Source organism: Rhodococcus aetherivorans, from assembly GCF_011058165.1.
Lineage (GTDB): Bacteria > Actinomycetota > Actinomycetes > Mycobacteriales > Mycobacteriaceae > Rhodococcus > Rhodococcus aetherivorans.
Genome location: NZ_JAALEG010000012.1, coordinates 68968 through 88550, shown reverse-complemented (window position 1 = coordinate 88550; position 19583 = coordinate 68968). Strand labels below are relative to the sequence as shown.

The window sequence follows — 19583 nt, the reverse complement described above, 5'->3', positions numbered from 1 at the left end:
ACACATGAGCCTCGGGGAGGATCCATTCGCCAACGCCGTGCCGTCCCAGTGGATGCGCGAACGGTACGGGTTCCTGTTCGACAACCCGCCACCCACCATCGATCGGGTGCCGTCCGGTCGGGGGTATGGGTGGGTCGGGCCGGAGCCGCAGGACTGCCCGCTGCGGCGTGACCACCTCATTCAGCAGGAACCGTGCGAGGGGTGCGGCTGGGATGGCTGGCGACTACCACTGGAGCCGGTGCGTATGAAGCGCACCACCTGGCGCAGATTCAACCTCAAGGCGTGCTTCGAGCATCTGAGGGGTGCGGCATGAGCGAAGACCAGCCGGAGCTCGATCGGGTAGAGGAGATACGCAAGGAATGTGAACGCCGCGCGGAGGCGGCTCGCGTGGGCGTGCTCGGCTACCCGTTCGGTAGCCGTACTGCGTGGCAGTGCCAGACGGAGGAGCAGATCTACTCGGCGATCGCGCGGCAGCTCGGCGACGCCATCGGTACCGTCGGCGGGTGACTCCGCAGAAGCGTGGACTGATCCCCGACCCGGAGCGGGCGCGCATCCTCGACGCGATGCGTGCCCGCGACGCCGCCGAAACCGAGCTGCGCGCCGCCGTCGTCGCCGGACTGTTGGCCGGCGGATCGATCCGCGAGATGAGCATGCTCACCGGCATGTCGACCAGCACCATCCAACGCTGGGGCCGCGAGGGCGGCTGGCCGTCCGACGAGCAGAAGACGCGGTGGGCGGCGAAGCACGCGGAGGTGGACGAGTGGCAGGCGCGCCTCGACGCCGCGAACCGGATGCTCGGACTGCTCGACACCGATGAGCAGTCACCACCGCCACAGCAGTAGACCGCGGGCCGCGGCTGCCGGCGCCGCGTCAGAAGCGGCTCACTACCGGCCGGGGCGTGCCGCATGAGAAAGGCCCCGCCGGGGAACATTGCCATGTAACGGGCGGGGCCTTCCGAGTCCGGCCGCCGGGGGTGGGGACCCGATCTCGGGGGAGATCATTCCGTCAGGAACCCGGCGGCCGGGGCCGCCTCCGGCGCGAAGGGAATCGGAAACGGAGGCGACAATTCGTAGCGTACCCAGCCGCCGGGCCGGCCGCACCGTGCGTCGTACGCGCGGGACTCTCGTCTGCTGATAAGTACACGCCGCCCGACGATCCCTGACTCGAATGCACCTCCCCGCTCCGGAATTTCGTTCCGGAGCGGGGGTGCTTTCTGCTTTCCGGACCGTCATACCGACCCGCTACGGTGCCCGATATGGACGAGCGTACCGAGCAGCGGTTCTGGCAACGGATCATTCGCCGCGAACCCGACGAGTGCTGGTGGTGGAACGGCGCGACGAACGGCGGTTTCGGGCAGTTCACTGTCGCCACCCGACCTCAGCGCATCCGGAGGCCGGCGCAGGCATTCGCGTGGGAGCTTGCCGGCGGGACCGTTCCGGACGGCCACCGGATCGGCTCGACGTGCGGGGAGAGGATGTGCGTCAACCCAGCGCATCTCTCGGTGCAGACCCAGTCGGACTATGCGCGATGGTCGGACGAGGCGCTGCGGAATCGATTTTGGCGGCGTGTCGAGAAGCTGCCGGACGGATGTTGGGAATGGACCGGGCACCGGTCGACGCTCGGGTACGGCATGACGACGCACAAGTCACGCAGCATCGGTGCGCACCGACTCGCGTGGATCATCACGCACGGCCCGATCCCGGCTGGCATGTTCATCTGCCACCACTGCGACAACCCGCCGTGCTGCAATCCGGCGCACCTGTTCATGGGTTCCCCGGCTGCGAACAGCTTCGACATGGCGAACAAGGGCCGTGCGGCCAGGCACATCGGAACTCGAAGCGCGGGAGCGAAGTTCACCGCTGAGGAGGTGCGCCGCTATCGAGCGCGCTACGCCGCCGGCGGTGTGTCCTCGCACGAACTCGCGCGCGAGGCGGGGGTGGCGTCGATGACGATGTGGAGGATGCTCGTCGGGAGGTCGTACACCGACGTGATGTGACGTCGCGGTACGACCGGGCGAGGGGCAACCTGGATCGGCACGGGAACTACGTGCTCGCCGCGTACCTGGGCGGGGCGGCGTAGGGGGTTGGCGCGGGGCCGGTGCTTCCCAGGCTCGTCGCCTCACCGGCCCCGCGGCGCCGACTGTAGCTGTTGTCGAACGGGTGTGCGAACTGGGCGTGATGAGCGAGACGGAAGTGACGCGAGGGGGAGTCGATACCGTAACGGCCGGTTTGTATCGTCCGATTCCACGGGTACGGGACACGAGTCCGCACCCACGACCGGAGGTACATCGCCAATGATCCGACGCGCACTCACCACCGCCGCCCTCGCGGCCGCCGCCACACTAGTACTCGCCCCGACCGCCACCGCCGACGAGATCGACCCGACCGGCCCGTACGACGCCACCGAGTACTTCGTCACCCCGTGGGATCCGGGGGCATTCGGCGAGCACGCCGAGAAGGGCCTGATCCTCAGCCCGTACGGGGATGCTGGCCTGCAGTGCCGCGGGTTCCACGGCCGCATCTGGGACTGCACCCAGACCTTGCCGAACGGCACGGTCAACAAGCTGATCCGGCTCTCGCCAGACGCCTATCCGTCCCGGGTGATGCGTGAGGTGTGGGCGTACGACCCGTTCAACACCGGCAGTGCGAGCTGAGCGAATCGCACAGGATCGGCCCCCGACCTACCCAGGTCGGGGGCCGTTTCGTCGTGTCGGGCTACTTCGACGCGAGTTCGGGGCAGCGGTAGTCGACGGACAGGTCGACGAGTTCGGCGGCGGCCGAGGGGGACAGACCGAGTTCGGTGGCGGTCTGCTGTGCGACAGCGTCGACGGCGCCGGGGCCGGGCTCGACGTCGATGCTCAGGCAGGTGACGTTGGCGATCTGCTGGGCCATGTTCGCGCTGACGGGTTCGCCGGTGATGTCGGTGAGGGCTTCGGCGAGGCCCTGGGCGTCGCCTGGCCGTTCGCGGACCTGTTCCTCGGCGCCCTGCTGCATCTGCTGCTCGAAACTGTCGGCCGTGCGCGCCGGCGATGATTCGGTCGCGGTCGTGGTGGGGGCGGCCGGCGAGCTGGTGGCGGTGTTGTCGGTGGTGTTGTCACCGCAGGCGGCGGCGAGCAGGAGGGCGGGCACGAGGGCGAATCCGCGGAGTCTCATACCTTCATCATCCCGGTCGGCCGGTTTGGTGTTACGGGCGCGCCCGGGCGATGGTTTCGAACCGATCCCCGGGCGCGCCCAGGCGGATCAGTGCATGGATTCGTTGTGTGCGCGCACGCGCATGTGATCACGTGCGGTGTTGGCGGCGTGGAGGAGTATTTCGGGGGCGTCGCAGGAGAGGACCCCGATGGCGTAGAACTGCTCCTGCTCGGTCAGATCGGCCCATGCGGCGATGGCGGCGTTGCTGATCGTGCTCATGGCGGTTCCTTTCGTGGGTCAGGCTGCGGCGGTGACCGCGGCGCGTACGTCGTCGCGGGTGATGGCGGTGTAGCGCTGCGTGGTCGCGACGCTGGCGTGCCCGAGAGCCTCCTGCACCGCAAGCAGATTGCGGGTGCCTTGGAATGCGCGGGTCGCAAACCGGTGACGCAGCTTGTGCATGGACCAGCCGGGCGGCATCAGTTCCCCGACGAGTTTGCCGACCGTGTCCGGTGCGAGATGGCCGTCGATCTGCCCCGGGAACAACCAGCCGGACCTTCCCCGTCCGATGGTGTGGCCCCCGGGGCCCTTCGCGATTTCCGCGGCGAGGCAGTCGCTGATCGGGATGGTGCGCTGCTTCCCGCCCTTGCCGTGGACGATCAGGGTCCAGCCGTCGATCTCTTCGATCAGATCGTTGGTGTGTACCCGCGCGACTTCTGCTCGACGCAACCCGCCTTCCCCAGCGAGTCGTGCCATGAGTCGTTCGCGCGGTCCGGCGTTGATGAGGATGTCCTGCCAGATTCGGTCGGTGGCCGGTCGTGGCCTCGGCCGGGATTCCGGGACCTTCGGTAGGCCGGCGGCGGGGTTGCTGGTGGTGAGTCCGCGCTCGGTGGTCCAGTCGAAGAACTTGATCAGTGATGTCCGGATGCCGCGGCGGTGGTCGGTGGACCAGTCTCGGCGCGCGAAGGTGGCGACGAGCTGCTCGGTGGTGACCGCGGCCGGCGTCCGGGTGCCCAGGATGCGGGCGGTGCGGCGGACGTGTCCGCGGCGGGTTCGGATGGTGGTCGCTGGTATTCCCCCGGTGCGGAGCCAGTCGAGCCAGCCCTCGACGGCCCCTTCCCATTCGTGGGGTAGGCGATATTTCTGTTTGTGCACATTTCCTCGTATCGCTACCAGCGTCAAGGAATGTGACCGCCTCTTCATCAGGCGGCGGAAAGAGCAGGTCGCAGGGCTGCAATCCGTCGTCCGAACGGTTGCTGGTTCGAGTCCAGCCGGGGGAGCATCCGCACGACAGACGAACCCCCGTCACCCCCTGGGTGGCGGGGGTTCGCTATTCCCGTGAGGATCTCGTCGAGATCCACCTCCAGGATGTAGCAGATCACCTCCAGCTCGTCGATGTCGAACGGCATCAAGCCGTTGAGTCGACGCGAGAGTCCTGACGAGTTGATTCCGGATAGCTCAGAGAGCCTGGTCTGGCTCATTCGTCGCTCGCCGAGTTTGCCGCGCAGGCGCCGGGCGATCGCTTGCCGACGTGTCTCGCGCTGATCGTCGCGGGGAAGAACGCTGAGTTTCGTCATGCGCAAGAGATTACGCGCCTAGCGGGTAAATGCAAGGTCTAAGCGCAATTTGTTGCGCTGAGAACAATACCGGCCGGAATGTCATGGTTGCGATTCGTGCTCATATGCGTTAGACCTTGCTCTGTGCGCAAACATCACCATCTCAGGCAAACAGTGGCCGGAAACGTCCGAGCCGAGCTGGGGCGCGCTCGTATGTCGCAGTCCGCAGCGGCAGCGCAGATCGGCATGAGCCAGACAGCGCTCTCTCGCCGACTCCTCGCTCATTCGGCCTTCGACACCGACGAGTTGGAAGCCCTGGCACGGATTCTCGGCGTGCCCGTCACGAAGTTCTTCGCCGGCAATGAGCTTGCCGCGGCCTGACAAAACGAAAGCGCCCCGCCGGTGCTCGCAACACCGGACGGGGCAACGACTCGAGACAGGACATCCCTATGTCGAACCAGATCATATCGAGCGCGGGTGACAGCAACCAGTCCCCGTTCGACTCCATCCGACAAGAACGCGCCGACGGCACCGAGTTCTGGTCCGCCCGCGACCTCATGCCGCTCCTCGGCTACGGGGCTGACTGGCGCAACTTCGTCGCCGCGATCGATCGGGCGAAGACCACAGCAGCGAATCAGGGAATGGACGTCGCCACCCTTTTCGTTGGCGCCACCGAAAAGTCCGGCGGGCGTCCCCGCGAGGACTTCCACCTCGCTCGTTTCGCCTGCTACTTGGTCGCGATGAACGGCGACCCCCGCAAGCCGGAGGTCGCCTCGGCACAGGCCTACTTCGCGATCCAGACTCGCGTCGCCGAAACCGCGCCGGCACAGTTCGCCCTACCGCAGACGATGGGCGAAGCGCTCCGGCTCGCCGCCGACCAGTTCGACCGTGCCGAGCTCGAGGCCTCCAAGCGTCGCCAGCTCGAAGCGAAGGTTGAGCACGATGCTCCGATGCTCGCCAAGGCCGAGGCGCACACCGCGTCCACAAAGGCGATCCACCGGCAGGAGTTCGCCCGCGAGGTGCAGGCGTGGGGGCAGAAGCTCTACGGCATCCGCATCCTGCAGAAGCACGTGTTCGCGTTCCTCGCGCACAAGGGCATGACCATCGGAGGCGGTCGCTCCGACGCCGGTCACGCCACCGCGCACGCCGTGCGATCCGGGTGGGCATGGACCGAGAAGGGCGTCGCCGAGGACGGCTACGAGTACGCCACCACCAAGCTCCTCCCGAAGGGGCAGGACGTGGCGTGGAAGTGGATCACCGCGCACGTCGAAGCGAACGGCACGCTCGAGCTTCCGCGTCGACTCCACGGCGGTGTCGCGTGACCGACTACCTGTACCGCGTCGTCGTCACGAAGATGCCCGAGGGCAGCACCTACGAGATCGCGCTGCCGGACGGCGAGGTCGCCACCGAACTCACCCCGGGCTGGGCGCCGGCCGGCTGGAAGCCCGAAGGCAACTACGTCGAGATCCTCGGCACCACCGACTTCGTGTGGCCCACCACGAACAAGGAGTACCGCTCGCGGTCGACCGCGAATAAGCGCGCCGACCTGTTGCGCCGCTACGGCGCCGAGTGCATCGTCCAGCGCTCGTCCCGCATCACCTGGCCCGACGTCGAGGAGGACGCATCGTGACCATCGAGAACTTCGACAGCATCAGCCTGTACGCCCTCCCGGTCCCCGCGGTCGACACCGGATCGATCATCATCGCCGCCGCCGCGGGGGAGACGGACTACCCCGAGAGCGACGTGGTCAGCTTGACGATCGTGTCCGGCCCGGTTCACTTCCAGATCCATCTGTCACCGGACGACGCGCGGGCGCTCGCCGACGACCTGAACGCCGCGGCCGCCGTCGACGGCGCAGACGAGGGCGGTACGGCATGACGATCCTGTACGCAGCTCGTGAGGTCGTCACGTTGGAAAAGGTCGCCGACCACGCTCCGTCCGGTCACCTGTGGCTGCTCAACCTGACGGACGGGACCACGGTGCCGGCGTTCGGCCACCAGCTCGACATCCCCGGCGCTACCCGGTGCCCCGGCAGCCAGCCCACCGTGCGGCCGTGCCGCGGCCTGGTGCTGGCGCTCGCCCTATCGCTGGCGGCATGGGTACCGATCGTGTGGGGCACGGTGTGGCTCGTTCGGACGGTGATCTCATGACCGCCCCGACTGTCCCCGACCCGTACGTGTACCTGTGCCCCCAGTGCCGGCTGACCGTGTCCGGTCGGGTGTGGGAGGACGTGCTGCGGCAGGGCCGGGCCCACGATTCGCTGCACGCCCACTACGACCCGCGGTACCGCGGTATCCCCACTGATCCGGCCACGCTCGCCGAGCTCCCGCCGATCGTGCTTGAGGACGGTGCCGCGTGAGCGCCGCGCACCCGATCGGGGTGTGGCAGATCCTCGACGCCACCCAACTCGCGCAGCTCGAGCTCACTGGGCGGGTGGCGATCACCTTGATCGTCGAACCCCCGCCGCCGGGGTTCGGCCCGTGGCAGCGCTGCGAGTACCGCGAATGGAAGGCCGCCAAGGCCGACGGCCTGCCGACCACCGAGCTCGAGCAGTCCTACGACGACCAGTTCCGGGCCGTGTACTGGGTCGCCCACCGCGCCAGCAATCAAACCGAAGGAAGTGCATCGTGACTAGCCCACGCATCGACTCCGACACCGGCTGGCAGCGGTACCTCACCGCGGCAGCCGAACTCGACACCCCCACCCGCTACGAGAACGTCATCGGGATCGGCATCGTCACCGGCGGTGTCGCCGCGCTGCTGATCACCCTCCGCGCGGTCGGGTTCCTGCAGACGGGGGTGTGGTGATGACCAGCGATTCCCGTCACCGCCTGGACCAGATCGACGCCGCCGAGGCCCGCGTGATCGGTGATGTCGCCGCGAACCTCGCGTATTCGCTGACCGACCGGGCCGCCCAGCCGGACGCCTCGCACCGTGGGGAGCTGCTCGCGCAGGCGAACGCCGCGGTGAACCTCGCGATCTCGTGGCGCACCTACGCCGCGATGTGGGAGGCCGACCAGTACGTCGAACCACCGACCCCGCCGGAAGCACCGGTTGTGAAGGCGAACGGCACGTACGAGGTCCACCGCCCCGAGCACGTCGCGGCACTCGCCGACTGCCTAGACGATCAGCCCGTCGACATCGCGTACCGACCCCGGACCGATCGGAGGGCCGGATGAGCCTGCCGATCCCCGAGTTCGACCACCTCGTCCTCTGCGCGGCGTGCGGACACCCCCGCACGCACCACGCCCGCGGCGGATCCTGCTGCACCGACCGCGACGGCCGCTACGAAGTCCGCGCCCAGCTCGCGGTCTGCCCATGCCCCGCCTACCAGCAACCGGAGGAACAGTGACCACCGTCAACACCGGGCCCGCCCTGACCAGGGACGAGGCCGAAGCCTTGCTGCAGCGGTTGCCGGCGGGCAGCGCGGTCGTGCACCTGCCTTCGTTGGCGGCGCCGCGTCGGTTGCCGGCCGAGCAGACAGTGATCGCGTGGACCGCCGAGGACGGGTCGGCGTGCATCACCGTCGACCCCGACGGGCGCCTCGCGGTACATGCGAGTGTGCTCACCTCCGCCCAGGCGAACGATGTGGCGGCCGCGTTGATCGCGGTCGCCGCCCGGGTGGTGGCCGCCGACTGATGGTGGCGCGGTGCAGGGACTGCCGGCAGGAGATCACGTGGGCCACGTCCACGGGATCCGGCAAACGGATCCGCCTCGACCTGTACCCGGACCCCGGGGCGGGCCGGGTCCGCAAACGCGACGTCCGCGACGAGGACGGCGTGATCTACGCGGACATCCTCCGCGGCGACGACCTGCACCGCGCCATCGCCGACCAGCAACCCCTCTACGTCCTGCACTCCGACACCTGCCATGCGCGCCGGCCCCCGAACCCGAGACCGCCGCATATCCGAATCGACCTGCCCCGACGAGCGAAACGGCAGTGGAGGTACCGATGAGCACCGTCGCCGACGCCGACGCCTGGTGGCACGCCCAACCACCCGAGCGTCGCGTAACCATCTACGGCTGGCTGTGCCGCGACCACTCGACCACAGGCCCGATCGACGGCCAACTCGCGATGCCGTTCCCCGCCGCACCAGAACGAAAGGGCAAGCAGTGACCAACATCTGCGTCGCCACCCACGACTTCCGCCGCGCGTGCACCGCCGTCGTCAAGCACGCCAACCCGAAAGCCGAAACCCTCAACCGCGTCCGCGCCCAGCTTGACCGGCACAACCTCACCCTGACCGCGACCGACGGCTGGACCTCCGGCCTCGCCATCGTCTCGGTGTGGGAATCCGAGAACGACCTGGTCCCCATCCCCACCGACGGTGTCATCGTCGACCTGGCCCCGGACCAGATCCGCAAGATCCTCTCGGTGTTCAAGGCGCCGGCCGACAAATCCGAAGAGCCCGAGGCGATCATCGAAATCGAGATCGGCGACAACTACGTCAAGATCGCCGACGTCTCCGGCCTGCCCGGCATCGACGGCCAGGCCCTCGAGCTGCCGCGCATGGAAACCCTCGACTCCTACCCGGATGTCGCGCACACCATCTCCCGGATCCGGCACCTGCCGTACACCGAGCTCGACACTGTGCACCTGTCCCCACACGTGATCTCCGCGTTCGTCGCGGCCGCGAACGCCTACAGCGAACCGATCTCGATCACCGCGCACGCCTCGACCCGCGCCCTGTCGGTGGTCGTCGGCGAGAGCTTCCTCGGCACTCTCACCCCGACCCTGCTGTCCGATGAGGACAAAGCCAAACGGGCCGACTGGGCCGAGTCCTGGCAGATCCGGCTGCCCGCCCCCGACTCGGTTCCCAGCAACGCCACCAAACCCGAGACCAACCAGATCAAGGCGGCCGCCGAACAACTCGCCAAGGCCGGCGTCGTCGAGATCACCTTCGGAGGGAAGGGCAGCGACCAATGACCGACACCTTCATCGACGTCGTCGCTGTCGACGACATGTTCGCTGACGACACCTACCAGCGGCCCCTCGATACCCGCCGCGCCGACAAGATCGCCGCCGCCTGGGACCGCCGACTCGTCGGTGTCCTCGAGGTCTCCGACCGCGGCGAGAACGCCACCCAGCGGTACGCGATCATCAACGGCCAGCACCGGTGGGCCGCCGCAGCGCGTCTCGGCATCGCCCAGCTCGCCGCCACCGTCCACACCGGCCTCACCGTCGAAGACGAAGCGAAGCTGTTCTTCGACATCGACGCCAAGACCCGCCAGCTCACCACCTGGGACCGCTGGCACGCCCGCAGCGCCGCCGGCGACCCCGCGGTCGCCGCCATCGAACGCATCGCCTCCGAGTGCGGACTCGCCGTCACCCAGGAAGCCGGCCCGAAGAACCTGCAGTGCTGCGCCGCACTCGAACGCATCTGGAACCGCTCCGCACCCGAGGTGCTCGCCGACACCCTCGTCCTGGTCCTCGACGTCTGGCCCGGCGACGAAGCCGCGAAGAAGGCCGTCGTCATCGAAGGCGTCTCCCTCGTGCTCGACCGGTACGCCCTCGACCTGGACTCCGGCCGCCTCGCCGACGCCATGTCCGACCTCACCCCACGCCAGCTCCACGCCCGCGCCCGCGACCTGCAGGACTCCGGAACGAAGGGAACCTTCCCGCAGCTCATCGCCCGGGTCCTCGTCACCGCCTACAACCGCCGGCCGGGCCGCGGCCGCCTCGACCTGACCCTCCTACAGAGGAAGTGACCCCAGTGACCACCACCGAGCACCACCTGCCCGGCACCACCCGCTGCGCCTCCTGCCGCGCCGAAATCGTCTGGGCCACCACCACGAAGGACAAACCCATACCACTCGAACCGGCCTCGACACCGCACGGCAACCTCGCCGTCTATCCCCTCGACGGAGGCGGACTGCGCGCCGTCGTCGTCCAGGGCCCGCGCCGCGACGCGATGCGCGCCTGCGGACAACCCCTCTACCTGCCGCACTGGACCTCGTGCCCGCACGCCGACCAATGGAGGAACCGATGAGAGACAACCCTGCCGAGGTCTACCGCACCACCCTCCCCGAGGCCCTCGAGGCGTGGGACACCTATGCCACCCGCCGCCACCAGTGGTACGAGAAGGTCAGAGCCTTCGCCAAGGAACACTCCGGCACCCACCAGTTCTGGGGCAACACCTTCCTGGGCCAGGACTACTTCCTCGGCCTGACCGCCCCCGACAACGACGCCGAAATCCCCACCGGTTGGCGCCGTGATCGCCGACAACCCAACATGATGGTCCCAAACCGCCGCACCCCAGAAGGCAAGAAGTGCGCCGCCGCGATCAAGAAGTTCGCCAACGCACCCCACCTCACCCTCGGCGGGATGCCCAACGAGGTCGACGGTGAGTACAACCCGGACGGGTCACACCGCGTCCACTCGTTCGGCGCCCAGCGTCTCGACGACGCCCTCGAGGTGTCCTGGTCCGTGCCGGTACCGCCGGAGAAGGTTGACTCCACCATCTGGCAGAAGGTCCCGCTGTCGCAGTGGCACGCCGAGCGCGAGGCGGCAGCGTCATGAAGACCCTCGCCACGATCGCCGAGGCCGCCGGCCTCACCGCTGTCGGTGTGCTCACCGCCGCCGCGATCGTCATCACCGTCCTCGTCCCGACCGGAAGGGGAACACTCCCATGAGCCTCTACGCGCGGGCCCCTCAGGGGATCCCTTCCGACGGCGACGCCGGCGCGGCGACGGACCAGAGCGACGTGCAGCGCCTCGCCGACGCCCAGGCCGAGATCGCCAAGCTCCGGGAACGTAACCGCGAGCTGGTCGGCCGCAACGACGTGCTGGTCCAGCAGGTGCGGGACTGGGCCGACGAGAACGGCCGCCTCGCCCGTCGGCTCGACACTGCGCTACGCACCGACGCGGCCCGCCGCCGCGTCCTCGACACGTGGTGCGCCGACCCGGTGCGCCCATACCTACCCGCGATTCACCTGATCACCGCATTGGAGACCGCGCTGTGAGAACTCGAACCATCCACCGCGTCAACTTCGAGATCACGGACACCGTCACCGTCGACCTCCCGTCCGGTGCGCGGCTGCTGCACGTCGCACCGTGCCGCGAGCACCCGGACCGCCGCATCGACCTGTGGTACGAGTGCCGCGTCGGCGTCCCGGCCCGGCCCTACACCTTGTACGTGGAGGGCACAGGACACCCGATCGTCGACGACGCCCTGTACGTGGGCACGGTCGTCGCCTCGAACGGTCTGGTCTGGCACGTCTACCTCGATGCCCGCCTCGCACGGGAGGTGGTGCTGCCGTGACCGTCACCGCCCAGATCCTCGACCAGGTTGTCGAGGTGCGTCGTGTCCACGACGGCCAGTTCACGAACGTCGACCCGGAGTTCGACGGGTCGTGGCCGAAGCTGACGAAACTGGAATGGCAGTGCGCCGTCGTCGAACTCGACTGCGGTATCCGCCCACGCGTGTCGCCAGCACTCCTGCATGTCAACGGCATCCCACAACCGGACCACTTCTGCATCGCGGTCGGGGGCTCGTCGATCTCACCGCTCAGCTTTCTCGACGCCTGGACGTACCTCAACGGAGTTGCTGCCGGCGTCATGGCAGCACGCGCCGGCGGGAAGGGACTCGAACGATGACCGGACGAGAGAGTGACCGGATCGAAGTGGATCGAATCGCCATGCACGCGGCCGACGCCGCGTACATGATGGTCGACCCGCACCCTAAGGGCTACATCTTCACCACCGCATCCCGCGTGCGCCGCGCCCTGTACGCCTACGAGTGGGCCAAGGCCAACAAGCGACCAGCTGGCGCCGACGGCTACTTCTACCTGCCGGATCCCGGGGAAGTGCGTGCCGCCGTACTGGAATACGAGGCCGCCGATGAGTGACCAGCACACCGTGCGCCTATACCGCGACGCGGCCGGCCAGTTTCGGTGGCAGCGCCGCGCACGCAACGGCCGCGTCATCTCCGACTCGGCGGAGGGCTACACCACGAAGGGCGCCGCCATCGACGGCCTGTACCTCGCCAACCGCGACAGCGACAACTACCAGTTCATCGACGACACCGAGGAGAGCCGGTGAGGATCCGCCTGCACATCGACAGCGGAGCGCACGTCGACGCCGAATGCGACGAGTTCACCGTCGAACGACATCCCCTCAGGGACAACGTCACGGTGCGTTGGAAGCACTCGGCAGAGAACGGGCCGACACTGCTCTACGTCAACGCCGACCGAGTCGTCGCGGTCACCCGAGAGGACTCCGACTCGTCCTCGGAAGTCGGGCGGTGTGGGATGCCTATGCCCGTGACAGCGGCAGTGCCTGGGCTGCGGCCGCCGCCGTGTTGCCTGCCGGCGGGCCACGCTGGCTGGCACCGCAATGACGACGGCACCGAGTGGGGAAGGGTGCCGATCTCTGGGTCTGCTGGGGCAGTCACGGTGATCAGGGGCGGCGAGGAGGACCGGTCCGCGGACGCCGCCTCAGAATCCTGCATGAAACCGGAAACCGAGCAGGTCACACCGTGCGCACGCGAACCCCGAAGGTGGCACGACCTGCACGACGTGCCCGCCGATGTAGCCCTCGTGACGGACGTGGACGGCCGCATCATCGCTCGTCCAGCTCGGGGATGGAGTGCCTACATCAGCAACCGCGACTTCGCCCCGTGGACCGAGGTGATCGACGATGCCTGAACGGATCCAGCGACGACGAACGAAGGGCTGGCGCATGCCGGACGGCGCGGTGTACGTCGGACGGCCGACGAAGTGGGCCAACCCGTACCGGATCGGATCGATGACGTATCTGACCGGGAAGAAGGCAGGACAGAAGATCGACGCAGAAGGCGTCGTGCAGATGTACCGGCACGCGGTGACGGGCGAGCACAATGCGGCCGCGCGGGAGACGATCCGGCAGGAACTTGCCGGGAAGGATCTCGCTTGCTGGTGCCCGCTCGGTCAGCCGTGCCACGCCGACGTCCTGCTCGAGATCGCCAACGGCAGCCCGTCATGAGTCATCAGCATCACGGGAAGAAGTCGTACCTCACGCCGGCGCACGCGATCGTCGATGCCCGGATGCTGTCTATCCAGTCGGGGGAGGACTGCATCGCCTACCCCTGCGAGTACTGCGAGCACTGGCACGTCGGGCACTTCCAGCATCTGCGCACCCAGATCGGCACCGCGCACCCGGATCTGCGGGAGCGGCTCGCCGACCGGATAACCCACCACCCCACCCCACGTGAGGAGTTCGCCCGTGCCGGAACCACCTGATTCCCAGAACCGCAGTCCGCCCCGTCCCGAAGGAGTCCCGTGTTCTTCCAGGTCACCGATCAGCTCACCCAGAACCGCAAGCACCGGTCGCTGGCTGAGCAGGCGCTCGAGGGGCACCTCGAAGGCATCGCCGCGATCGGCCTGTGGACGATGGCCGGCGCCGACTGCCAGTCCGCCGAGTCCGGCGGCACCGACGGTGTCGTCCGGCGCACCGACCTGATCCGGATCCTGCTCAACCCCCAGATCGCCGAGCACCTCGCCGGCATCCTCGTCGACGTCGGCCTGTGGCACGCACCCGGCCACACCTGCCCCCGCTGCCCCCCTGTCGAACCCGGAACGTACCTGTTCCACGACTGGTTCGACATGGGCTACGACCCGGCCGCCAAGGTCGAGGTCACCCGCCGCAAACGGAAGGAACTCAAGGACCAGGAGATCATCAACTCGGTCTGGGCCCGCGACTGCCTGGACCCCACCAAGCCCACCGAGGCGAACTGCCGATACTGCGGGGTCCTCGTCAAACGCAAGGACACCCGCTCCGAAACCGGGCGACGGCCCCAGCTCGACCACGTCGACCCGACCCGCGCCGACGGCGCCCGCAACATCGTCATCTCGTGCACGGACTGCAACCGCCGCAAAGGCAACCGAACCCCGGCCCAGGCCGACATGGTCCTGCTGCCACCGCCCCCTCGCGCCAACGTCTCGCCGCACCCCGCCGCTGAGTTCGTCTCGCCGCACCGCTCCGACGCTGAGCACGTCTCGCCGACACCCGTCGACGCAGAGACCAGCTCGCCGGACCACCGCGACGCTGAGATGCTCTCGCCGGGCCGCCGCGCCGCAGAGAACACCGCCGCGACCAGCGGTGACGCGACCACGCGTCGACCACGCCCCGACCACACCACCGACCACCCGAAACGAGGTGTCCCCGTACGGGCGACGCGCGCGGGCGCGGGCCTGGCAGGGTCAGGGCAGGGTATGGGTTTGGTTCCAGGTAAGGGTCACCAGGACAGGTCACCCGCGGCTGCTCCTCCTGAGGAGAGATCACCTCGCAAACGTCGTCGTCGGGGGAAGGGAAGGCGACCCACTGCCGTCGATCCTCCGGTCTCCCGTCAGCTGATCTCCCAGCCCCCCACCCCAGACCCTCACCCCGAATCCCCGGTGTGGGACGCGGGCGCCGCACCGCACGTGCCGGCCCCCGGCAGGTTCGGATCCCCCTGGGCTGGGTGGACCGGGCCGCCCTCGACCGTCGGCGACGAGACCACCTGCCCCGAACACCATCTGCCCGAGCCGTGCTGGAAGTGCGCACCACCGGAAGGACATCCCCATGACCACTGACCGACCCCACCCCCTGCCCGATGCGGTACTCGCCGACCTCGACGACCGGGCCGTGCAACTCGTCGCGGTCACCCACGGCGAGGGCGATGCCGGCGACGTGGCCCGCCTGACCGCGGCCCTCGACCGGCAGCAGTTGATCGGCCTGGCGATCTCGTGCGCCGCGATGGTCGACCCGTCCAAGCCGGTCTCCGAGCTGCTCGCGTGGATGTCCCCGCAGGATCCGGTGTGCGAGAGCACCGCGGCGGACGGGGTGGCCCGGGCCTGGACCGAGCCGGAGTTGCGCCGCGCCCACGCTGCCCATGTCCGCGGGGTGCGCACCCCGTACGTGGTCACGGGGGAGCGGCTCTATCAGCGGTTGAGCAAGCGGGCCCGCGCCGCCCGGTCGGGGGTGCCGGCATGAGCCGAGCCACCGTAGCGACAGTGACCCGCGACGTCGAGTACCTCGAGCAGGCCTGGCCCTCGCTGATCGCGTTGAAGATCCCCGGCACCGCCCGGTCGTGGGTGGAGAACCCGCGCCGCGCCGGCACGTTGTCCCCGGAGGACCAGGAACGTCTCGGCAAGCGCGGCCTGCAGACCCCGGCGCCGGCCGACATCCAGGTGCTCGACCTGATCTACAGCATCACCACGCGCGCCGCCGAGATCGCCGAGTGCCTGATCGACGTCGTCGGCCCCGTCGACGGACACGAACTGCCGGACGTGGCGGCGTCGAAGGACCCGATGCGCTGGCTCGCCACCGCCCGCGAACTGGTGCCGGTAGCGCACGAGTGCGACGACAAGACCGCGCCGTGGGTGGCGTACCTGATCAACCCGCTGGTGCGGCAGACCGCCCGGTTGCTTGGAGACATCCGGGACGGGCAGGTGCTCAACGGGATCTGTCCGTGGTGCAGCGGACGACTGTCCGGTGATGTGCTCGGACAGCGCACCATGCAGATCCACTACCCGGACCCGGACGAGGACGACGACGAACCGCTGATCATCTGCCGGGGGATCAACTGCTCCCCGCCCCGCGCGATGTGCGGGATGCGGTGGCGGGGCCATCCGGCGTGGACCCGCCGTGAATGGGACTGGCTGGCGAAGATGCTGCGCGATCCCGACCGTGAGATCGAGAAGGCAGGGTGACCAGCGATGAGTGAACTCCCGAACCCGTACGGACCCGAGCGGTTCTCGGCGGCCCTGTCCCATCACGGTGTACCGATGACGTTCAAGAGCGCCCGCACCTCGTGGGAAGGGGACTACGAGCTGCACATCCTGCGGTTCGTGTGCGACTGCGGACTCACTGCCGAGGTGCACACCCGGGAGTTGGATGGCGGACCGGAGATGCTCCAGCGGAGACAGGGCGGGCAGTGACACGCGAGGGCCTGGTCATGGGCTTGCCAACAGAGTTATCCACAGGCATGATGTCCCCAAGCGATCTCCCATGCCCGGACACAGGGTGTGGGAGTTTCCGTTTCCGGGGTGCTCACCCCGAAATCCAGGGAGGTTCTCATGAACCTGATCCATGCCCTGCTCGATCTGGCCCAGGCCACCATCGACGTCCTGCGGATCGTGTTCGCCCGATGAAGCTCACCCTGACCGGGCGGATCCTGGTATGGCTGCGCAACCTCGGCGCCCGACGAGCACGGCCGTGAACACCGGGAGGATGGTCGAGCTGTCGCCGACCAACGTCCGCGTCGGTCTGTGGTGCGACACCTGCCACCTGCCGAGCCGCGTCGAGCTGGACCTGGCCCGACTCGACGACGGTGGTGTCACCCTCGCCTACCGCGAGGTGAGCCTGTGCACCGAGTGCCCGGGCGAGGACGAGGGCTGATGTCGGCACCGCGCAAGCGCGCCGCCTCCACCACTGCGCGTGGGCTCGGCTGGTCGCATCAGCAGCAGCGCACTCGGTTGCTGCAGCGGCACGTCGACGGGGCGCCGTGCTGGTGGTGTGACCGGCCGATGTTCCGGGATCGGACCCGCAACTTCGACTACGATCCGACGAGCGAGGATCAGACGTCGGGCACGCTCGCAGCCGACCACTCGCACTCTCGAGCCACTGGTGGCACGAAGGCTGATCGGTTGCTTCACGGGCTGTGCAACAAGCAGCGCGGTGATGGTAGCCGGGACCATCTGCGGCCGGCGATCACGGGCCGGGAGTTCCTCGTCCCGGGGGACGAGCGGGATGACGACCGCGCGCGGTGGTGTCTGCTCGACTGGTGAGTCACCACCCTACCGATGAGTAAGTAAGGGTGCCCTAAATTATTGGGGTACCCCCCTGTCCTGACTGCCCGCCACCCGCAGTCAAGATTTTTTTGCCGGGCCGGATCTCACGTGCAGGCCCAGGTCAGGGCGGGTGCCGGGCGGGACGGCGGGCAGTACGGAGGGGCCTTCGGGGCCGGACGAGGAAGGGGTGAGACGACGATGCAGGTGCTCGACGCGTTGGCCGCCTACGACCGGTCTCACGCCGCGCCGGCCGAGGCGGAACAGGAGCCGGAGATCTCACAGGCAGACGCGGAGTCCCCGGCCGGTGCCGAGTTCGGGCCGGGCGGCACGGAGCTCTACCGCGCACTGTTCGATCCGCTCGACCCGTACGACCTGACCGCGATGGTCATCGAGGCGTCGCGGATCAAGGACCAGCTCGACCAGTACCACCGGATGCTCACGGGCAATTCGGAGGTGTGGTTCCGGGTGGTGCCGGCCCGCGGCGATTCTCAGGTGCTCGAGGTCAAGGCGACCGGTGTCGCGCAGGAGGCCCGGCAGCTCACGAACGTGTGGCGCCAGTTGCTCGCCGAGATCCGACGGCGCAAGGGCGCCACCTCCGGATCCGGTAGCGATGACGATCTCGACGATCTCTGACGAGTTCCCGACACTGGCCGGGCGGCAGGAGCCGCACCATGTGTCGGTGTTTCCAGGCGACGACGAGCACGGCCGCAAGGCGGTCGAGCTCGGCCGTCGGGTCGGGCGGCCGTCGATGCCGTGGCAGAAGATGGCGTTGCACGCGATCCTCACCACGAACCCGGACGGGTTGTGGACGCACACGATCTGCTGCCTGCTGTGCCCGCGGCAGAACGGCAAGTCGCTGATCCTGGTGATGCGTTGCCTGTACGGGCTGTTCAAGCTCGGCGAGCGCATCGCGTACACGGCGCAGCGGTGGAAGACGGCGAAGGATCTGTACAACCGGCTGTGGTCGATCATCCGGGCGCGGCCGTCGCTGCGCAGCCGCGTGGCGAAGGCCAGCCTGGGGCAGGGCGTCGGCTACATCGAACTGACCAACGGGGCGCAGATCGAGTTCTCGACCCGGTCGGCGGACTCCGGTCGTGGTCTCGACAAGGTCGATCTGCTGATCTACGACGAGGCGTACAACGTCACCGACTCCGAGCAGTCCGCGTTGTCGCCGACGCAGCTGGCGTCGAACAACCCGCAGACGATCTACGCCTCGACGGCGGTGAACGAGGAGCAGCACCCGAACGGGCAGATCCTCGCGGGTCTGCGCCGCAAGGGTCTGGCCGGCGCCCCGAACCTGTACTTCGCCGAGTACATGGCGCCGGAGGAGATGGACCGCGACGACCCCGAGACGTGGAAGTACTGCAACCCGTCGTACGGGGTGATCGCGAACGACGCGAAGATCCTCAAGCTCCGCGGGGAGCTGCCGCAGAAGAGTTTCGACGCCGACCTTCTCGGCCGCGGCCTGTGGCCCGTCGACGAGGACGACGTCGCCCCGGAGTACGTGATCGACCCGCAGCGGTGGCGTGACATGGAGAACCGGGAGGCGACCTTGGGGAAGAAGGTCGCCCTCGCGATCGACATGTCCCCGGACCGCAAGTGGGTCTCGATCGCCGCCGCGGCCCGCACCGACGCCGGGCGGGTGCACCTCGAGGTCGGCTACCACGCCGCCCCGGGGCCGGGGCTGGTGCGGCTCCTGCTGTCGCTGATCGACCGGTGGGATCCGTGCGCGCTGGTGATCGACAAGGCCTCGCCCGCGTACTCGCTGCACCCGGATCTGGTGGCGGCGGGCATCGAGCCGGAGGTCACGACGGCGGGGCAGATGGTGCAGGCGTGCGGCGGGTTCTACGACGACGCGGTGAACGCGAACCTCTCGCACACCGGGGATCCGTTGCTGGCGTCGGCGCTCGAGGGGGCAACGAAGCGGGATCTGTCCGGTGGTGGGTGGGCGTGGAACCGCAAGGGCAACATGACCATCTCACCGCTGGTGGCGGCGACGCTCGCCCATTGGGCGCTCAAGGTCTACGACGTGCCCAAACCGAAGCCGGCGGGTCCGGCGTTCAAACCGACCGCGCCGCAGGACGCGGCGGTGCCGGCGCTCGCGGGTGGGTTCGGTGGCGAGGTCGATGTGTTGACGGTCGGATTCTAGGAA

General features: G+C 68.5%; 43 protein-coding genes. 39 read left to right on the top strand and 4 right to left on the bottom strand.

The annotated features are described in order from the left end of the window. Positions 1-4 precede the first annotated feature (4 nt). The 5 genes from G6039_RS07780 to G6039_RS07760 all read left to right on the top strand — a co-directional run bounded on the left by G6039_RS07780 (position 5) and on the right by G6039_RS07760 (position 2653). A complete protein-coding gene (locus G6039_RS07780) occupies positions 5-313 on the top strand; it encodes a hypothetical protein (RefSeq protein ID WP_043799350.1) in 309 nt (102 codons plus the stop codon). Further along, positions 310-507, top strand: a complete 198-nt coding sequence (locus G6039_RS07775) for a hypothetical protein (RefSeq protein WP_043799347.1) — start codon at positions 310-312, stop codon at positions 505-507. Before G6039_RS07780 ends, G6039_RS07775 begins: the two co-directional genes overlap by 4 nt. Then, a complete protein-coding gene (locus G6039_RS07770) occupies positions 504-842 on the top strand; it encodes a hypothetical protein (protein ID WP_051446047.1) in 339 nt (112 codons plus the stop codon). The genes G6039_RS07775 and G6039_RS07770 overlap by 4 nt, the downstream gene beginning before the upstream one ends. 413 nt (positions 843-1255) lie before the next feature. Then, on the top strand, positions 1256-1996 hold the full coding sequence (locus tag G6039_RS07765; protein WP_051446046.1) for an HNH endonuclease signature motif containing protein: 741 nt from the start codon (positions 1256-1258) through the stop codon (positions 1994-1996). Between the two features lie 297 nt (positions 1997-2293). Next, positions 2294-2653: a hypothetical protein gene (locus G6039_RS07760; RefSeq protein ID WP_043799343.1), complete on the top strand. Its 360-nt coding sequence runs from the start codon at positions 2294-2296 to the stop codon at positions 2651-2653. A 61-nt stretch (positions 2654-2714) separates the two neighbouring features. Here G6039_RS07760 and G6039_RS07755 read toward each other — a convergent pair whose 3' ends face one another. The 4 genes from G6039_RS07755 to G6039_RS07740 form a co-directional block, all read right to left on the bottom strand. Next, on the bottom strand, positions 2715-3152 hold the full coding sequence (locus G6039_RS07755) for a hypothetical protein (RefSeq protein WP_043799339.1): 438 nt from the start codon (positions 3150-3152) through the stop codon (positions 2715-2717). An 87-nt stretch (positions 3153-3239) separates the two neighbouring features. Further along, the gene (locus G6039_RS07750) at positions 3240-3410 is read right to left on the bottom strand and encodes a hypothetical protein (RefSeq protein WP_161780438.1); all 171 of its coding nucleotides are present in this window, start codon (positions 3408-3410) and stop codon (positions 3240-3242) included. Between the two features lie 18 nt (positions 3411-3428). Then, on the bottom strand, positions 3429-4283 hold the full coding sequence (locus G6039_RS31010) for a tyrosine-type recombinase/integrase (RefSeq protein WP_043799335.1): 855 nt from the start codon (positions 4281-4283) through the stop codon (positions 3429-3431). A 47-nt stretch (positions 4284-4330) separates the two neighbouring features. Then, a complete protein-coding gene (locus G6039_RS07740) occupies positions 4331-4705 on the bottom strand; it encodes a helix-turn-helix domain-containing protein (RefSeq protein WP_164528064.1) in 375 nt (124 codons plus the stop codon). A 78-nt stretch (positions 4706-4783) separates the two neighbouring features. Between G6039_RS07740 and G6039_RS31205 the strand changes: the two genes are divergently transcribed. The 34 genes from G6039_RS31205 (at position 4784) to G6039_RS07575 (ending at position 19580) form a co-directional block, all read left to right on the top strand. Further along, positions 4784-5065: a helix-turn-helix domain-containing protein gene (locus G6039_RS31205; RefSeq protein WP_152104027.1), complete on the top strand. Its 282-nt coding sequence runs from the start codon at positions 4784-4786 to the stop codon at positions 5063-5065. A 68-nt stretch (positions 5066-5133) separates the two neighbouring features. Further along, entirely contained in the window at positions 5134-6006 is an 873-nt protein-coding gene (locus G6039_RS07730; protein ID WP_043799502.1) for a phage antirepressor KilAC domain-containing protein, read from the top strand. Further along, positions 6003-6314, top strand: coding sequence for a hypothetical protein (locus tag G6039_RS07725; RefSeq protein WP_043799499.1), 312 nt, complete (start codon positions 6003-6005; stop codon positions 6312-6314). Before G6039_RS07730 ends, G6039_RS07725 begins: the two co-directional genes overlap by 4 nt. Then, positions 6311-6562 (top strand): hypothetical protein, encoded by a 252-nt coding sequence (locus tag G6039_RS07720; RefSeq protein ID WP_043799494.1) that lies wholly within the window; start codon positions 6311-6313, stop codon positions 6560-6562. The genes G6039_RS07725 and G6039_RS07720 overlap by 4 nt, the downstream gene beginning before the upstream one ends. Next, complete coding sequence (locus G6039_RS07715) at positions 6559-6834, top strand: hypothetical protein (RefSeq protein WP_043799490.1); 276 nt, start codon at positions 6559-6561, stop codon at positions 6832-6834. The genes G6039_RS07720 and G6039_RS07715 overlap by 4 nt, the downstream gene beginning before the upstream one ends. After that, a complete protein-coding gene (locus tag G6039_RS07710) occupies positions 6831-7043 on the top strand; it encodes a hypothetical protein (protein WP_043799486.1) in 213 nt (70 codons plus the stop codon). The genes G6039_RS07715 and G6039_RS07710 overlap by 4 nt, the downstream gene beginning before the upstream one ends. Continuing rightward, positions 7040-7315, top strand: a complete 276-nt coding sequence (locus tag G6039_RS07705; protein WP_043799481.1) for a hypothetical protein — start codon at positions 7040-7042, stop codon at positions 7313-7315. The genes G6039_RS07710 and G6039_RS07705 overlap by 4 nt, the downstream gene beginning before the upstream one ends. After that, positions 7312-7491 carry a hypothetical protein gene (locus tag G6039_RS07700; RefSeq protein ID WP_043799476.1) on the top strand — a complete coding sequence of 60 codons (180 nt, stop codon included), beginning with the start codon at positions 7312-7314 and terminating at the stop codon, positions 7489-7491. The genes G6039_RS07705 and G6039_RS07700 overlap by 4 nt, the downstream gene beginning before the upstream one ends. Next, positions 7491-7862 (top strand): hypothetical protein, encoded by a 372-nt coding sequence (locus G6039_RS07695; RefSeq protein WP_043799473.1) that lies wholly within the window; start codon positions 7491-7493, stop codon positions 7860-7862. The genes G6039_RS07700 and G6039_RS07695 overlap by 1 nt, the downstream gene beginning before the upstream one ends. Beyond that, positions 7859-8035, top strand: coding sequence for a hypothetical protein (locus tag G6039_RS07690; protein ID WP_161780440.1), 177 nt, complete (start codon positions 7859-7861; stop codon positions 8033-8035). Before G6039_RS07695 ends, G6039_RS07690 begins: the two co-directional genes overlap by 4 nt. Further along, positions 8032-8322, top strand: coding sequence for a hypothetical protein (locus tag G6039_RS07685; protein WP_043799470.1), 291 nt, complete (start codon positions 8032-8034; stop codon positions 8320-8322). Before G6039_RS07690 ends, G6039_RS07685 begins: the two co-directional genes overlap by 4 nt. Then, on the top strand, positions 8322-8639 hold the full coding sequence (locus tag G6039_RS07680; RefSeq protein ID WP_043799467.1) for a hypothetical protein: 318 nt from the start codon (positions 8322-8324) through the stop codon (positions 8637-8639). Before G6039_RS07685 ends, G6039_RS07680 begins: the two co-directional genes overlap by 1 nt. Beyond that, positions 8636-8800 carry a hypothetical protein gene (locus G6039_RS07675; RefSeq protein ID WP_161780439.1) on the top strand — a complete coding sequence of 55 codons (165 nt, stop codon included), beginning with the start codon at positions 8636-8638 and terminating at the stop codon, positions 8798-8800. The genes G6039_RS07680 and G6039_RS07675 overlap by 4 nt, the downstream gene beginning before the upstream one ends. Beyond that, the gene (locus G6039_RS07670; RefSeq protein WP_043799463.1) at positions 8797-9609 is read left to right on the top strand and encodes a hypothetical protein; all 813 of its coding nucleotides are present in this window, start codon (positions 8797-8799) and stop codon (positions 9607-9609) included. Before G6039_RS07675 ends, G6039_RS07670 begins: the two co-directional genes overlap by 4 nt. Then, a complete protein-coding gene (locus G6039_RS07665) occupies positions 9606-10391 on the top strand; it encodes a DUF6551 family protein (RefSeq protein WP_051446056.1) in 786 nt (261 codons plus the stop codon). The genes G6039_RS07670 and G6039_RS07665 overlap by 4 nt, the downstream gene beginning before the upstream one ends. A 5-nt stretch (positions 10392-10396) precedes the next feature. Continuing rightward, on the top strand, positions 10397-10672 hold the full coding sequence (locus tag G6039_RS07660) for a hypothetical protein (RefSeq protein WP_051446055.1): 276 nt from the start codon (positions 10397-10399) through the stop codon (positions 10670-10672). Next, entirely contained in the window at positions 10669-11202 is a 534-nt protein-coding gene (locus G6039_RS07655; RefSeq protein ID WP_043799460.1) for a hypothetical protein, read from the top strand. Before G6039_RS07660 ends, G6039_RS07655 begins: the two co-directional genes overlap by 4 nt. Positions 11203-11311: 109 nt before the next feature. Further along, complete coding sequence (locus tag G6039_RS07650; protein ID WP_043799456.1) at positions 11312-11644, top strand: hypothetical protein; 333 nt, start codon at positions 11312-11314, stop codon at positions 11642-11644. Beyond that, entirely contained in the window at positions 11641-11943 is a 303-nt protein-coding gene (locus G6039_RS07645) for a DUF7352 domain-containing protein (protein WP_043799452.1), read from the top strand. The genes G6039_RS07650 and G6039_RS07645 overlap by 4 nt, the downstream gene beginning before the upstream one ends. Next, positions 11940-12278, top strand: a complete 339-nt coding sequence (locus G6039_RS07640; RefSeq protein ID WP_043799446.1) for a hypothetical protein — start codon at positions 11940-11942, stop codon at positions 12276-12278. The genes G6039_RS07645 and G6039_RS07640 overlap by 4 nt, the downstream gene beginning before the upstream one ends. Beyond that, positions 12275-12529, top strand: coding sequence for a hypothetical protein (locus tag G6039_RS07635; protein ID WP_043799442.1), 255 nt, complete (start codon positions 12275-12277; stop codon positions 12527-12529). Before G6039_RS07640 ends, G6039_RS07635 begins: the two co-directional genes overlap by 4 nt. Next, positions 12522-12722, top strand: coding sequence for a DUF1508 domain-containing protein (locus G6039_RS07630; protein WP_043799439.1), 201 nt, complete (start codon positions 12522-12524; stop codon positions 12720-12722). The genes G6039_RS07635 and G6039_RS07630 overlap by 8 nt, the downstream gene beginning before the upstream one ends. Next, the gene (locus G6039_RS07625; RefSeq protein WP_152104026.1) at positions 12719-13327 is read left to right on the top strand and encodes a hypothetical protein; all 609 of its coding nucleotides are present in this window, start codon (positions 12719-12721) and stop codon (positions 13325-13327) included. Before G6039_RS07630 ends, G6039_RS07625 begins: the two co-directional genes overlap by 4 nt. Further along, complete coding sequence (locus G6039_RS07620; protein WP_043799432.1) at positions 13320-13643, top strand: DUF4326 domain-containing protein; 324 nt, start codon at positions 13320-13322, stop codon at positions 13641-13643. The genes G6039_RS07625 and G6039_RS07620 overlap by 8 nt, the downstream gene beginning before the upstream one ends. Continuing rightward, positions 13640-13900, top strand: a complete 261-nt coding sequence (locus G6039_RS07615) for a hypothetical protein (RefSeq protein WP_043799429.1) — start codon at positions 13640-13642, stop codon at positions 13898-13900. Before G6039_RS07620 ends, G6039_RS07615 begins: the two co-directional genes overlap by 4 nt. Before the next feature lie 39 nt (positions 13901-13939). Next, positions 13940-15232, top strand: a complete 1293-nt coding sequence (locus tag G6039_RS07610; protein ID WP_051446054.1) for an HNH endonuclease domain-containing protein — start codon at positions 13940-13942, stop codon at positions 15230-15232. Beyond that, positions 15222-15632: a hypothetical protein gene (locus G6039_RS07605; protein ID WP_043799426.1), complete on the top strand. Its 411-nt coding sequence runs from the start codon at positions 15222-15224 to the stop codon at positions 15630-15632. The genes G6039_RS07610 and G6039_RS07605 overlap by 11 nt, the downstream gene beginning before the upstream one ends. Further along, on the top strand, positions 15629-16351 hold the full coding sequence (locus G6039_RS07600) for a hypothetical protein (protein ID WP_152104025.1): 723 nt from the start codon (positions 15629-15631) through the stop codon (positions 16349-16351). The genes G6039_RS07605 and G6039_RS07600 overlap by 4 nt, the downstream gene beginning before the upstream one ends. A 6-nt stretch (positions 16352-16357) precedes the next feature. Further along, positions 16358-16579 carry a hypothetical protein gene (locus G6039_RS07595; RefSeq protein ID WP_043799421.1) on the top strand — a complete coding sequence of 74 codons (222 nt, stop codon included), beginning with the start codon at positions 16358-16360 and terminating at the stop codon, positions 16577-16579. 87 nt (positions 16580-16666) lie between these two features. Beyond that, complete coding sequence (locus tag G6039_RS31005) at positions 16667-16792, top strand: hypothetical protein (protein WP_255326778.1); 126 nt, start codon at positions 16667-16669, stop codon at positions 16790-16792. A gap of 64 nt (positions 16793-16856) precedes the next feature. Beyond that, the gene (locus G6039_RS07590) at positions 16857-17039 is read left to right on the top strand and encodes a hypothetical protein (RefSeq protein WP_152104024.1); all 183 of its coding nucleotides are present in this window, start codon (positions 16857-16859) and stop codon (positions 17037-17039) included. After that, positions 17039-17428 carry a hypothetical protein gene (locus G6039_RS07585; RefSeq protein ID WP_235194059.1) on the top strand — a complete coding sequence of 130 codons (390 nt, stop codon included), beginning with the start codon at positions 17039-17041 and terminating at the stop codon, positions 17426-17428. The genes G6039_RS07590 and G6039_RS07585 overlap by 1 nt, the downstream gene beginning before the upstream one ends. 201 nt (positions 17429-17629) lie before the next feature. Beyond that, positions 17630-18064 carry a hypothetical protein gene (locus G6039_RS07580; RefSeq protein WP_235194058.1) on the top strand — a complete coding sequence of 145 codons (435 nt, stop codon included), beginning with the start codon at positions 17630-17632 and terminating at the stop codon, positions 18062-18064. Then, the gene (locus G6039_RS07575) at positions 18042-19580 is read left to right on the top strand and encodes a hypothetical protein (RefSeq protein WP_043799419.1); all 1539 of its coding nucleotides are present in this window, start codon (positions 18042-18044) and stop codon (positions 19578-19580) included. The genes G6039_RS07580 and G6039_RS07575 overlap by 23 nt, the downstream gene beginning before the upstream one ends. Positions 19581-19583: the final 3 nt, after the last annotated feature.